The 12,622-nt window shown below is 67.5% G+C and carries 11 protein-coding genes; 6 read left to right on the forward strand and 5 right to left on the reverse strand.

The window, feature by feature from the left end; genetic code table 11:
* Nucleotides 1-347, reverse strand: a 347-nt coding sequence (locus BTH42_RS35535; RefSeq protein ID WP_372237273.1) for a hypothetical protein, incomplete at its 3' end; no start/stop codon positions are given.
* A gap of 331 nt (nt 348-678) precedes the next feature.
* Here BTH42_RS35535 and BTH42_RS19700 point away from each other — a divergent pair.
* On the forward strand, nt 679-1,152 hold the full coding sequence (locus BTH42_RS19700; protein ID WP_075302491.1) for a hypothetical protein: 474 nt from the start codon (nt 679-681) through the stop codon (nt 1,150-1,152).
* A 267-nt stretch (nt 1,153-1,419) separates the two neighbouring features.
* Here BTH42_RS19700 and BTH42_RS19705 read toward each other — a convergent pair whose 3' ends face one another.
* On the reverse strand, nt 1,420-2,265 hold the full coding sequence (locus BTH42_RS19705) for an aldo/keto reductase (protein ID WP_075302493.1): 846 nt from the start codon (nt 2,263-2,265) through the stop codon (nt 1,420-1,422).
* Between the two features lie 253 nt (nt 2,266-2,518).
* Here BTH42_RS19705 and BTH42_RS19710 point away from each other — a divergent pair, with 253 nt between their 5' ends.
* Complete coding sequence (locus BTH42_RS19710) at nt 2,519-3,265, forward strand: GntR family transcriptional regulator (protein WP_075302495.1); 747 nt, start codon at nt 2,519-2,521, stop codon at nt 3,263-3,265.
* A gap of 192 nt (nt 3,266-3,457) precedes the next feature.
* On the opposite strand, the gene BTH42_RS19715 is transcribed toward BTH42_RS19710, so the two are convergent.
* Nucleotides 3,458-4,879 (reverse strand): CoA transferase, encoded by a 1,422-nt coding sequence (locus BTH42_RS19715; RefSeq protein WP_075302497.1) that lies wholly within the window; start codon nt 4,877-4,879, stop codon nt 3,458-3,460.
* A gap of 126 nt (nt 4,880-5,005) precedes the next feature.
* Between BTH42_RS19715 and BTH42_RS19720 the strand changes: the two genes are divergently transcribed.
* Nucleotides 5,006-6,247 (forward strand): citrate/2-methylcitrate synthase, encoded by a 1,242-nt coding sequence (locus tag BTH42_RS19720; protein WP_075302499.1) that lies wholly within the window; start codon nt 5,006-5,008, stop codon nt 6,245-6,247.
* 31 nt (nt 6,248-6,278) lie between these two features.
* On the opposite strand, the gene BTH42_RS19725 is transcribed toward BTH42_RS19720, so the two are convergent.
* Nucleotides 6,279-6,584 (reverse strand): DUF2917 domain-containing protein, encoded by a 306-nt coding sequence (locus BTH42_RS19725; RefSeq protein ID WP_075302501.1) that lies wholly within the window; start codon nt 6,582-6,584, stop codon nt 6,279-6,281.
* Nucleotides 6,585-6,753: 169 nt separating this feature from the next.
* On the opposite strand from BTH42_RS19725, the gene BTH42_RS19730 reads away from it, so the two are divergent.
* The 3 genes from BTH42_RS19730 to BTH42_RS19740 all read left to right on the forward strand — a co-directional run bounded on the left by BTH42_RS19730 (nt 6,754) and on the right by BTH42_RS19740 (nt 11,346).
* On the forward strand, nt 6,754-8,172 hold the full coding sequence (locus BTH42_RS19730; RefSeq protein ID WP_075302503.1) for a PLP-dependent aminotransferase family protein: 1,419 nt from the start codon (nt 6,754-6,756) through the stop codon (nt 8,170-8,172).
* Nucleotides 8,173-8,301: 129 nt separating this feature from the next.
* Nucleotides 8,302-9,768 (forward strand): multidrug transporter subunit MdtD, encoded by a 1,467-nt coding sequence (gene mdtD / locus BTH42_RS19735; protein ID WP_075302505.1) that lies wholly within the window; start codon nt 8,302-8,304, stop codon nt 9,766-9,768.
* A 303-nt stretch (nt 9,769-10,071) separates the two neighbouring features.
* Complete coding sequence (locus BTH42_RS19740; protein ID WP_075302998.1) at nt 10,072-11,346, forward strand: EAL domain-containing protein; 1,275 nt, start codon at nt 10,072-10,074, stop codon at nt 11,344-11,346.
* Here BTH42_RS19740 and BTH42_RS19745 read toward each other — a convergent pair.
* Nucleotides 11,302-12,441 (reverse strand): sigma-70 family RNA polymerase sigma factor, encoded by a 1,140-nt coding sequence (locus BTH42_RS19745; RefSeq protein WP_075302507.1) that lies wholly within the window; start codon nt 12,439-12,441, stop codon nt 11,302-11,304. The genes BTH42_RS19740 and BTH42_RS19745 overlap by 45 nt on opposite strands.
* Nucleotides 12,442-12,622 lie beyond the last annotated feature (181 nt).

A 12,622-nucleotide genomic window follows, 5' to 3' on the forward strand; every position in this document is an offset into this window, starting at 1 on the left:
GAAGTAGCGGCGGCGGAAGTAGCGGCGGCGGAAGTAGCGGCGGCGGAAGCAGCGGTGGTGGTAGCAGCGGCGGTGGCAGCAGCGGTGGCGGAAGCAGCGGCGGCGGCGGGAGCGGCGGCTGCGGTTGCGGAGGCGCCGGCGGCGGCCAGGGCGGCGGCTCCCGCGGTGGCGGGCAAGGCGGCGGTGGACATGGCGGTGGCTTCGGCGGTGGTGGCAAAGGCGGTGGTTTTGGCGGCGGCTTCGGTGGCGGGTTCGGCGGGGGCTTTGGCGGAGGCTTCGGCGGCGGTCACGGAGGCAAGGGTGGCGGCGGCAATGGCGGTGGCGGCAACGGCGGCGGGAACGGGCACTAGCAGTCGCCCGCTCGTTCGGTAAGGGCTGCGCGCCCTACCCGCCGGCGGCATGTCCCGGCATACTGTCCGCTATCCGCCGGCAACGGCGGTGACACTCGATCCCCCGGTCGAGCGTCACCGCCCGAGGCCGGTCGGAGCGGCCCGGCCGCCCGCGGCACCTGCGCCGACGGAGCCCCGCGGAGAACGCGCCTCAGACGCGTCCCGCGCCGTCACGCGCAGCCTGCCGCGAGCGCCGGGAACACAACCCCCATTGCGTGCGAGTGTTATGGAACCAATCCGAGACGACCGCCTCATATCAGATTCATCGTTCGATATGAGGGCCCACAACATGCAACGAAACGTCCCCCCTGCCGCGACACGCACGGTCGCCGCCGTGCTGATGGCTGCCGCGCTGGGCCTCGCATCGCTCGCCAATGCGCAAACGCCGGCGCCCAAAGCGCCGCAGCCGTTGGCGCAAACCCTGTCACAAGCCGCGCCGCCGGTCGACCCGAGCTTCTCCGCCTACTCGCTGATGCAGTCCTGCAAGCAGCGCACCGACAACGTCGCGCAAGCTCAATGCGTCGGCGCGATCCGCGGCATCATCCACGGCTATCAGTACGGCGTGCTGTTCCTCGGTCAACGCGGGACGCTGCCGGCGAACGAAACCCAGCGCGTGTCGCTGTGCCTGCGCGACGTGCCGGTGTCGTCGATCGTCGACGACTTCCTCGCGGACGCCGCCCAGGTCGACACGGAATCCCTGCAGCACACCCCCGCCGAAGTCGCGGTACTCGGCTCGGTGCATATGCATCACGCGTGCACCTGATCTGACGGCGTCGTTCGCAGCGCCTGGTTGGGTGGCCTGGTGAGGGCGCCTGGTTGGGTAGCCTCGTCAGGTAGCTTAGTAGCGTAGCCCGGTAGCTTAGCTGGGTAGCTCAGTCGGGTCGCTTGGTCGGATAGCTCAGGCAGGTCCCTCGGGCCATTCAGTTCGCATCCCGGCCCACTCAAGTCGCTCACACAGCTGACCCTCCGGGCGCCTTGCAAGCCGCCGCGCCACCCGGCGCGGCGGTCGCGCTTTCCTCTTCCCCACGACTTACAGCATTTCGAGCGCGCGCTTGCTGCGCGGCGGCTTGAAGTACGCATCGAGCGCGGCGAGCTCGTCAGTCCCCAACCGCAATTGCGATGCGCGATGGTTATCGCGCACGTGCTCGATGCGCCCCGACTTCGGAATCGCGCAGACCCCGGGCGTCAGCAGCACCCACGCCAGCGCGATCTGAAACACCGACACGCCGCGCGCGTCGGCGATATCGTCGAGCGGCGAGCGCTTCGGCAAGCGCGCATGATCGACCGGGCTGTACGCCATCGCCGGCATCCCGCGCGCGGCCAGCCACGGCAGCAGGTCGAACTCCGGGCCGCGCCGCGCGACGTTGTAGAGAATCTGATTGGTCGCGCATGCGTCGCCGCCCGGCGTGGCGACGAGTTCTTCCATATCGTCGGTGTCGAAGTTGCTGACGCCCCAGTGGCGGATCTTGCCGGCGCGGCGCAGCGCCTCGAAGCCGTCGATGGTTTCCGCGAGCGGCACCGAGCCGCGCCAATGCAGCAGATACAGATCGAGCCGGTCGGTCTTCAGACGCTTCAGACTCTGCTCGCACGCGGCGATCACACCGCGCCGGCTGGCGTTGTGCGGATACACCTTGCTGACCAGAAACAGCTGGTCGCGCAGACCCGCGAGCGCTTCGCCGAGCAGCGTTTCGGTCGCGCCGTCGCCGTACATTTCGGCGGTGTCGATCAGCGTCATCCCGAGCTCGACGCCGCAGCGCAGCGCGTCGATTTCGGCCGCGCGCCGCGCCGGCTGTTCGCCCATCTCCCACGTGCCCTGCCCCAATGCCGGAATGCGCTCGCCGCCTGGCAGGCTCACGCTTGCGATCTCGCTCGTCATACTGACTCCTCGAAGTAGTTCGGTTTGGTTTGGTTTGGTTTGGTTCGGTGCGCGGCGCCGCCCGGCCGGTCGACACGGGCGCTCAAGGCGGGCGCTCCAGATAACCGCTCGCGACGCGCGCCGCCGGCTCCCGGAAACATAGCGACGAGTGTAGCGATTCGGCGGCCCGGCGGCGGTGCGTCTGACGAAAGCCCGCTATAACGCGGCGCGCCGATGTTCTAGAATTGCCGCTTGCCCTTCTCGCGTTAGCCCCATGACCACTGCCTCGGAAGACCGCTGGCGCGATCTGCGCCCGGACCCGGAAAACGACACGCCGCTCTATCTGCAACTCGCCCGCAAGCTCGGCAGCGCGATTCACGAAAATCGCTGGAATGCCGGCGAAGCGCTGCCGTCCGAGCGCGTGCTGTCGGAAGCGCTCGGCGTGTCGCGCATCACATCGCGCAAGGCGATTGCGCTGCTGGTCGAGCAGGGCCTGATTCGCCGCACCCAGGGTGCGGGCAGCTTCATCACGCCGCGTTATGAAGATCCGCTGTCGCGGCTGTCGAGCTTCAGCGAAATGCTGCGGCGGCGCGGCTTCACGCCGAGCTCGCAATGGCTGTCGCGCGAAATTTCGCCGGCCAATCGCGACGAGGTGATCCAGCTCGGGCTGTCGCCGGCCGCGGCGGTCGCGCGGTTGCGGCGGCTGCGGCTTGCCGACGGGATCGTGATGGCGGTCGAGAACTCGACGTTTCCGGCCTCGGTGATTCCCGATCCGCAGGCGATCGGCGACTCGCTGTACACCTACCTGGAAAATCGCGGGCTGACGATCGTGCGCGCGTTGCAGCATTTCCGCGCGGTCAATGCGAGCGAGGAAATCGCGCAGCAGATGAGTATTGCGCCGAACGACGCGCTGTTGCTGATTACGCGGGTCGGCTATACGGCGGATCAGCGGGCGATCGAGTTGACCGATACGTATTGCCGTAACGATTACTACGATTTTGTGGCGGAGCTGCGGAAGTAGACGGCGGTCTGGGCATTAGGCTGCGTGCCGAACTCCGGCTGCGCGCTCGCCGATCGTCAGCTGGCAGTCCAAACGATTAGCGTTCGACGAGCTATTTGCCTGGCGGCTTGCCGCGCAACCATGCTCCCCCAGACACCGGCGGTGCCGTGCTTCGCCGCGGCGCCGAAGCGACCTTGCCACGCTCGCTGTCCGCTACAACCACGTCGCGTCGTGAGCGCCGACGCGCACCGGCGGCAACGCATAAAACGCCGGCGTCAATTCCAACTGCTCCGCCGGCTGCACCGCCAGCACACTGCCGAATTCCGACTGCACGCTCGCGACGCAATCGCGTACGTCGTCGAGCGACGGGTCCGCTGCCTGCTGGCCATTCTCAAGCAGCCCGAACGATTGCAGCCAGCGCCCCGTCTGCGCGAGCGACACCCTCACGTGCCAGCTGCCGCCCTCGCGAGCCCGGCGCGCGAGCGCGACCATCGCGCCGAACGCGGCCAGATAGCCGGTCGCGTGATCGAGCGCCTGACACGGCAGATGACGCGGCTCGTCCTCACCCGCCGCCGCGCGCTCATGCCAAGCGATCCCGCTCGCCGACTGCACGAGGCTATCGAAGCCGCGCCGCTGCGCCCACGGCCCGGTGTGCCCATACGCGCACACCGACACATAGACGATCCCCGGACGCACCCGCGCGAGATCGTCGGGACCGAAACCGCGCGCCGCCAGCGCGCCCGGCCGATACGCCTGCAGGAACACGTCGGCATCGCGCGCGAGTGTGCGTAGCGTGTCGCGGCCGGCCGCGTCGCGCAGATCGAGCAGCGCCGAGCGCTTGCCGCGGCCGTTGTCGATCACGAGCGGCGCGATGTTCGGCAGATGCGGCCCGTTGATCATCAGCACGTCCGCGCCATGATGCGCGAGCGCGCGGCCGGCCACCGGTCCCGCGATGATTCGCGACAGGTCCAGCACGCGCACGCCGGTGAGCGGGCGATCAACGATGGAAGCGGAGCCGGCGGCGGCGTGCCGCTCGGCATCGCGCGGCGGCTCGGGCGGTGCATCGCCGATGCGCTCGATTTCGAACAGCGGCAAGCCCGCGATCGCCTGCGCCTGTTCGAGCGCGGCCCATTCGTCCGGTATCCGAATCAATGCGGCGCACAGTCCCGCGTCGGCAAGCGCGCTATCGAGCGGCGCGCCGTCCCAGCCGCGAATTGCCGCGGCCACGGCCGCGCGTCCGTTGTCGCAGCCGAGTAGTTTGAGCACGCCTTGCAGATGATGCGGGAAATTCGTGTGCAGCTGAATCCAGCGACCATCGCGCGTTTCGTAGAAACCGGTGACCGGATCGCGCAGCGCGGGCGGCGGGCCGCCGTCGATGCGCAAATAGCGTTCGCTGCGAAACGCCGCCAGCGCGCGCCGCATCTGTACCGACACCTGCTGCCGGCGGCCGCTGCGCAAGCGCCAGTATTCGGCCGCGGCGAGTCCCGTCGCGGCGATCGTCGCCGACGCGAGAGTGCCGACCCGGTACACCGACGGCAACTCCGGGTCCGCGCCGCTCAGCGAAACCGAGTGCAGCGCGACCGGATCGCAGCCGGCGAGAGTCCAGATGTGTTTGAGAGCGAGTTCGGGCGTCATGGGATCGAACGCGTTCGTCACGCGGTCAGAGAGAAAGTGTCCCGAGTCTAGAATTGCCGATTGCCGCAATCAACCTTGATTATCATAATCAACATATATTGATTTGTTCGGTTTCCCCGACTCCTTATGCCCAACCCAAACTTCCTGACCGCCGCCGAAGCCGCCGCGACGCTCGGCGTCAGCGTGGCCACGCTGTATGCGTACGTGAGCCGCGGGATGCTCGGTTCATCGGCGGATGCGCACAGCCGGCACCGGCTCTACGATGCGGCCGAGGTGCGCCGCCTCGCGCGACGCAAGGCCGACGGCAAACGCGCCGGCAAGGTCGCGCAGAAGGTGCTCGACTGGGGCGTGCCGGTGCTCGAATCGTCGATCACGCTGGTCGCGGACGGTCGTCTGCTGTATCGCGGACACGATGCGATCGAGCTCGCGCGCGGCGCGTCGCTCGAAGAGGTCGCCGCGTTGCTGTGGGAATGCACCCCGCGACGCATCGCCGATGCGCCGCCCGTGCCGCTCGCGCCCGCGCAATGGGCCGCGTGGCTGAAGCTGTGGAGCGACAGCACGCCGCTCGATCGCGCGCTCGTGCTGTTGCCGGCCGCCGCCGCGCAAATGCCGCGCGTGTGGGCGCTCGGGCGCGACGCGCAACTCGACACCGCATGCGCGGTGATGCGCCTGCTGGCGGCCGCGATGCTGCCGGCGGCACCGTCGAACGAACCGCTGCATCGGCAGATCGCCGCGGGATGGGGAGTGCGCAACCGGCAACAAGGCGCTCTGCTGCGCGCGGCGCTGGTCGCCTGCGCGGATCACGAACTGAACGCCTCGACGTTCACGGTCCGCTGCATCACGTCGACCGGTACGCATCTGTTCGGCGCGGTCGCGGGCGGCCTCGCCGCGTTGGCCGGGCCGCGCCACGGCGGCGAGACGGTGCGGATCGCGGCGCTGCTCGACGAGGCTTCGCGCGCGCCCGACCTGGACCGTTACCTCGCGAATCGTCTCGCGCATCACGGACCCGGTGCGCCGGGCGCGGTGCTGTCCGGCTTCGGTCATCCGCTCTATCCGGACGGCGATCCGCGCGCGCGGCTATTGCTGTCGATGCTCGCCGACTGCGCGCCGGCCCGCTCGCCGCTCAATGACGTGCTGAATCTGGCGCGCGCGGTGCGCGACACGACCGGTGCGGAACCGACCGTCGATTTCGCGTTGGCCGCGCTCGAGCGCGTGCTTGGCCTGCCGGCGGGCGCCGCGTTCACGCTGTTCGCGGTGGGACGAGTGGTCGGCTGGATCGCGCACGCGATGGAGCAGACCCGCGACGGCCGGTTGATCCGGCCGCGGGCGCGGTATGTCGGGGAGTATCCGGCCGGGGACGCGGGGTAGCGAGAACGGGGGTTGTGCGCCCGGCACCGCGTCAAACCACGCCCGGCCGCCGCCCGAACCATCCCTGCAGCGCGCCGCCGAAAAGCGCGCTACCCACTCCGCGCGCGGAACCGCTCGCCAGCGCAAACCGCGCACCCGCCTGCCCCGCGCTGATCCACGCGGTCGCGCCGCGCGCGAGCTCGATCGACTGCCCCGTCGCGAGCCAATGGTCCTCGTGCTCGCCGGCGACGGTCAGCCAGATCTCGCCCGAGACCACCTTGAAAACCGACGGCCGCGCGACACGCCAGGCCGCCGCGGGCTCGCCATGTTCCAGCTCGAAAATCCGGACTTCTCGCATTGCCGCTCTCCTTGAAGAACTTTTCTGTTGTACCGATTATTGACGTGCGATGATCGGAGACCCATGAACAGTTCCGAACACTTTCATCGAAACTGTTCAGTCAAAAAACCGGACAGTTGGCATGCGGCGCTCGCCGCGCGATGCCTCGGCCGGATAAGGAAAGCCAGCCATGAAGCTCGATATTCAGCTCGATCGCGACAACGGCGTCCCCCTCACCGAACAGATCGTCGCGGGCGTCACTGCATGGATCCGCTCGCGCAATGCGCACCCCGGCTCGAAGCTGCCGTCGATCCGTCAGTTCGCCGCCGAGTTCGGCGTCAGCCGCTTCCCGGTGATCGAGGCTTACGACCGGCTGGTGTCGCTCGGCCACGTCGACTCGCGCCACGGCTCCGGCTTCTACGTCGCCGCTCGTCAGCCGGCCGACGAACGCTGCCAGGGCGCGTCGGACCCACGCCGCGCCGAAGTGGAATCGGGCCATCTGCTGCACGAGTTCAACTATCCGGGCGAAACGCTCAAGCTGAGCACCGGCTTCATCCCGGCAAGCTGGCGCGACATGGACAGCCTTGCGCAGGCGATCCGCCACGTGTCACGCACCGACCCGGCGAGCATGGTCGATTACGCGATGCCGATCGGTAATCCGGTCCTGCGCGAGCACCTGAGAACCCGCATCGGCCAATTGGGTATTCAGGCCGACACCTCGCAAATCCTGATCACCAACGGCGCGAGTCAGGCGTTCGATCTGCTGCTGCGCTACATGCTCAAGCCAGGCGACACCATCTTTGTCGAGGACCCCGGCTACTACAACCTGTACGGCCTGCTGCGACTGCACGGGATGAAGCTGATCGGCATTCCACGCACCCGCAGCGGTCCCGATCTCGACGTGATGCAGGAGCAGCTCAAGCTGCACCGGCCGCGGCTGCTGCTGATCAACACCGTGTTCCACAATCCGACCGGCACGACGGTCGCGCCGCAGGTCGCGTTCCGGCTGCTGCAACTGGCGCGCGAGCACGGCTTCCAGATCATCGAAGACGACATCTACGCCGATTTCCAGACCGACGTCACCGATCGCCTCGCCACGCTCGATCAACTCGAGCAGGTGATCTATGTGGGCGGCTTGTCGAAGACGCTGTCGTCGTCGCTACGGATCGGCTGCGTGGTGGCGAGCCACGCGATCATCAAGGATCTGGTCGATATCAAGATGCTGACGAGCCTCGGCGGCTCGCGCTTTGCCGAAGCGGTCGCGGTATCGATGCTGGAGCGCGGCGCGTACCGCAAATATCTGGAACGACTGCGCCGCCAGATGCGCGCGGCGCTGGGCTCGACCGTGCAGACGCTCGAGGACGCCGGCTGGGAAATTTTCGCGGAGCCGGCCGGCGGAAAATTCGTGTGGGCCCGCGTGCCGCATGTCGCCGATGCCGAGCGCCTCGTGAAGTGCGGCGAGCCGCTCGGGGTGACGGTGCTGCCCGGGCAACACTTCCGTCCGAACCGCGAGGTGAGTCCGTGGATCCGGGTGCATGTGGCCTTTGGCAACGAGCCGCGCGCGCTGGCTTTTTTCCGCGCGGCCGCGGCGTTGCCGCCCGACCAGTAAGCACACCCTGCCGCGTGGCCGCCGCAATGCATGACGGCGCGCGCACTCGCCCGCCGCGTGCTGCGCGGCGCCCCGCTTTTCCCTAGAATAGCGAGTCCCAGTCCGCCCCTGCGCGCCCAGCCGCCCGCCATGTCCACGACGCCGACTCCGCCCGCCCTCTCCCCCGACACCGAAACCGCTCCGGGCCCATCGCCCCGCTCGCTCACTGTGATGCTGTGGCTCGTCGCCACCGGCTTCTTCATGCAGACGCTCGACTCGACGATCGTCAACACCGCGCTCCCCGCGATGGCGACGAGCCTCGGCGAGTTGCCGCTGCGGATGCAGTCGGTGGTAATTGCCTATTCGCTGACGATGGCCGTGATGATCCCGGTGTCCGGCTGGCTCGCGGACAAGCTCGGCACGCGCCGCGTGTTCTTCAGCGCGATTCTGGTGTTCGCGATCGGCTCGCTGTTGTGCGCGAACGCGCACACGCTGAACCAGCTGGTGTGCTTCCGCATTCTGCAAGGCGTGGGTGGCGCGATGCTGCTGCCGGTCGGGCGACTCGCGGTGCTGCGGACCTTTCCGGCGGAGCGTTATTTGCCGGCGTTGTCGTTCGTCGCGATTCCCGGCCTGATCGGGCCGCTGATCGGGCCGACGCTGGGCGGCTGGCTCGTGAAGATCGCGTCGTGGCACTGGATCTTTCTGATCAACGTGCCGGTCGGCATTGTGGGTTGCATCGCCACGTTCATCTTCATGCCGGATAGCCGCAACGAACACACCGGCAAGTTCGACCTCGGCGGTTACCTGCTGCTCGTGGTCGGCATGGTGGCGATTTCGTTCGCGCTCGACGGCCGCACCGAGTTCGGCATTCAGCACGCGACCGTGCTGGTGCTGCTGATTCTGAGCCTTGCGTGCTTCGTCGCCTACGGCCTGCACGCGGTGCGCGTACCCGCGCCGATCTTCCCGCTCGACCTGTTCAAGATCCACACGTTCAGCGTCGGTCTGCTCGGCAATCTGTTCGCGCGGATCGGCAGCGGCTCGATGCCGTATCTGATTCCTCTGCTGTTGCAGATCAGTCTCGGCTATAGCGCGTTCGAAGCCGGCCTGATGATGCTGCCGGTCGCCGCCGCCGGGATGGCGACCAAGCGACTCGTGACCACACTGATTACCCGATACAGCTACCGGCGCGTATTGATGGCGAACACGATCCTGGTCGGGCTGATGATGGCGAGTTTCGCGCTGACCAGCACCAATCAGCCGTTGTGGCTGCGTCTCGTACAACTGGCTGTGTTCGGCGGCGTGAACTCGATGCAGTTCACCGCGATGAATACGTTGACGCTGAAAGACCTCGGCACCGGTGGCGCGAGCAGCGGCAACAGCCTGTTCTCGCTCGTGCAGATGCTGTCGATGAGCCTCGGCGTGACCGTAGCCGGCGCATTGCTGACAACCTTCACCGGGATCATGCACCGGGTGACCGCCGCCAATTCGCTGCCGGCCTTTCATGCGACGTTCCTGTGTGTCGGCATCATTACCGCGTGCTCGTCGTGGATCTTCGCGCAGTTGTCGCCGGACATCCGCACGCCCGCGAAGAAGACCGATCCTTCGGAGCGGACCTGAGGGTTTGGCGCGACGCCGCTGCGGATCGGAGCCGGAGCGCTCGCAAACGGCCTTCTCCGACGCGCACGCCCGCACACCGCCACCGACCCGCAACAGGGCATGCACCGCACCAGCACCGTGCGAGTCGTCGCGTTCGCACGCCGACGGGCGCACAATTAGCGTCTCGACGCACGGCAGCTGGACGCTCCGCCTGTGTTTGCGCACGCGCATAGTTCTTGCTCGCCTATCCTGTAAACTCTCGGCCGGCACGTGCGAAGCCGTGCCGAGCACTGCAAGCACCGCCACCTCCACACGACCGACATGATGAGCATGATCGAACTCGATCCTCCCGGCTTCCAGCCGCCACGCCCGATGGCCGGCGATGAAGGCTCGCGGCGTACCGTTCTGTACGGCGGCTACACCGTGTTCAGTGTGTTCCAACCGGTTTTCTCCGTGTCGCACCGGCGCGCGATCGGCTATCACGCGTCGCTGCGCGCGCACGACGAGCACGCGCGGCAAGTACCCTCGCACGAGGTCTTCACCCAGGCCGCGCGCCGTGGCGACCTGCTGGAGCTCGGGCGACTCGCCGAATCCCTGCACCTCGGCAATTTCAATGCGTTCGACAGCCACGACGAATGGCTCTTTCTGAGCCTGCATCCGGCCGCGTTGATGGACACCAGCTACGGCGACGCGTTGCTCGCCGGTCTGAAGGCACTCGGTCTGCCGCCGCAACGCGTCGTGCTCGAAGTCTCCGAACAGGCCGGCGGCGAAACCACGCGCTTCGCGGAAATCATCGATTCGCTGCGCAAGTCCGGCTTTCTGATCGCGCTCGACGGCTTCGGCGCGAAGCATTCGAATATCGACCGCGTGTGGAATCTGCGGCCGGACATCGTCACGCTCGACCGCTGCATCCTTGCGCAAGCTAGCGAACACTCGCATATCGAGCGCGTGTTGCCGGGTCTCGTTTCGCTGCTGCACGAGTCCGGGCAACTGGTGCTGATGGGCGGCCTGAGCACCGAACGCGACGCGCTGATCGCGCTCGAGTGCAACGTGGACTTCGTTCAGGGCACCTTTTTCGCGGGCCCGAGCGTCGAGCCGGTCAAACCGCAAGTCGCCGCCAGCCTGATGGATTCGCTGTCGGCGGCACTGCGTGAACGCGTTGCCGCTCGCGAAAAGGCACAATCCGCTCGCCTTGCACCGTATGTCACCGCACTCGAGACCGCCGCCGCGCAACTGCTTGCCGGCGAGCCGATCGCCGATGCCACCGCACCGCTGCTCACCCTCGGCGAGACGGCCCGCTGCTTCGTACTGGACGGCTCGGGCCGCCAGATCGGCGACAACCAGTTGCCGCCGGGCAGGACGTCGCAACGCGCGAAACGCTTCCGCCCGCTGCTGCATTCCGAAGGCGCGAGCTGGGAACGCCGGCCGTACTTCATTCAGGCGATGCGCCAACCCGGGCGCGTGCATCTGACGCCGCCGTACCTGTCGATCAACGAAGCACACCTGTGCGTCACCGCTTCGATTGCTGCGCATACTCCGCATGGCACTCAGGTGTTATGCGTTGACATCAACTGGGAAGTCGCGGCTCACCGTAACTGAAGCTGAAGCGCCCGGCTGGTCCCTGATCCGGGCCAGCAGTTGACGGACCGCTTCCCGCCCCAGCACCTGGTTGGCCGCCTGCAGGCGGGTGGCGCTGGTCACGATGCGCACCGACACGATCCGCGCGGACTCATCCGTTGCGCCGTCCGTCAGTACGTCGATCACGCCGACCACATCGCCGTCGCAAAACAACGCGATACACAGCGCCCCCGCCATCGACACCACCTCCGCGTGACCCGCTTGCCGCGCGAGCGCTGCGATCGCCCCCATCCATCCCGGGCCGCCAACCGGTTCGCTGCTGTGCGGCGATGCGGTTGCTGATGTGCGGGACAGCGCGCTGAGAGACGCGCTGCAGTTGACGCCAGCGGGGTCTTTCACCGACGGTTCGAACGGCGCGTGCAGTGGAGTACGTGCCGGCTCATGCAGTGGCGGAACCTGTGGAGGAACCAGCGACGCGCCCAGCGGCGCGTCGCTAATCAGTTCGGGCGTGTTGCTGAAGAGCCGCAGCAGGCCGGTCCGGTCCTGTGCTTCCAAAGCCGCGCGCAAACGCTCGACGATGCTCGCATGCACCACCGGATCGGGCCGCTCCAATGGCGCGCCCGCACGGCGCAACCGCGCCTTGGCCCGATGGACGATCTGCCGGCAAGCGGCCGGTGTGCGCTCGAGAATCGACGCAATCTCCGCATAGTCGCAATCGAACGCTTCATGCAGGACGAATGCCGCGCGTTCGTCGGGCTTCAGGTGCTCGAGCAGCAGCATCACGCCGTACGACATATCCGCCGCGCGCAACGCCAGCTCCTCCGCCGATGGCGCGACCTGATCGAGCCACGGTTCCGGCAACCAGCCGCTCGCCTGCGACGCGCGCTCGCGCTGCGCGTGCCGCAGCCTGTCGATGGCGGTGCGCGTGGTCAGTGTGGTCAGCCACGCAGCCGGCGTTTGCACCGCCTGCGTGTCGGTCAGATGCCATTTGAGCCACACGTCCTGCACCACGTCTTCCGCTTCCGCGCGGCTGCCGAGCATCCGGTACGCAAGCGCCAGTAACCGGGCGCGCGCCGCTTCGAAGCTGGATGCCTTGTCGATTCCCTGTTCCGTCATGCGTAGACCTCCAGATTCGTGCGGTGAAAAAGAAGCGGCTGCCTGGCCGCAGTGCAGTTCAGGCGCGCACCAGCGACGGCATTCCTGAGCTTGACGCGCCGGCTACTGGAGATGTGACAGCGAAACAGAAAAATAATCCTGTCACACGAGCGGCCGCTGCTTCGTCAAATGAACAACAACC

Origin of the sequence: Burkholderia sp. SRS-W-2-2016 (genome assembly GCF_001931485.1) — a bacterium.
GTDB lineage: Bacteria > Pseudomonadota > Gammaproteobacteria > Burkholderiales > Burkholderiaceae > Paraburkholderia.

Bases quoted from the DNA above. Each gene is read 5' to 3' on its own strand.
- BTH42_RS19700 (WP_075302491.1), top strand. From the start codon at position 679: ATGCAACGAAACGTCCCCCCTGCCGCGACACGCACGGTCGCCGCCGTG.
- BTH42_RS19740 (WP_075302998.1), top strand. From the start codon at position 10,072: ATGAGCATGATCGAACTCGATCCTCCCGGCTTCCAGCCGCCACGCCCG.
- BTH42_RS19730 (WP_075302503.1), top strand. From the start codon at position 6,754: ATGAAGCTCGATATTCAGCTCGATCGCGACAACGGCGTCCCCCTCACC.
- BTH42_RS19705 (WP_075302493.1), bottom strand. From the start codon at position 2,265: ATGACGAGCGAGATCGCAAGCGTGAGCCTGCCAGGCGGCGAGCGCATT.
- mdtD (WP_075302505.1), top strand. From the start codon at position 8,302: ATGTCCACGACGCCGACTCCGCCCGCCCTCTCCCCCGACACCGAAACC.
- BTH42_RS19720 (WP_075302499.1), top strand. From the start codon at position 5,006: ATGCCCAACCCAAACTTCCTGACCGCCGCCGAAGCCGCCGCGACGCTC.
- BTH42_RS19710 (WP_075302495.1), top strand. From the start codon at position 2,519: ATGACCACTGCCTCGGAAGACCGCTGGCGCGATCTGCGCCCGGACCCG.
- BTH42_RS19715 (WP_075302497.1), bottom strand. From the start codon at position 4,879: ATGACGCCCGAACTCGCTCTCAAACACATCTGGACTCTCGCCGGCTGC.
- BTH42_RS19725 (WP_075302501.1), bottom strand. From the start codon at position 6,584: ATGCGAGAAGTCCGGATTTTCGAGCTGGAACATGGCGAGCCCGCGGCG.
- BTH42_RS19745 (WP_075302507.1), bottom strand. From the start codon at position 12,441: ATGACGGAACAGGGAATCGACAAGGCATCCAGCTTCGAAGCGGCGCGC.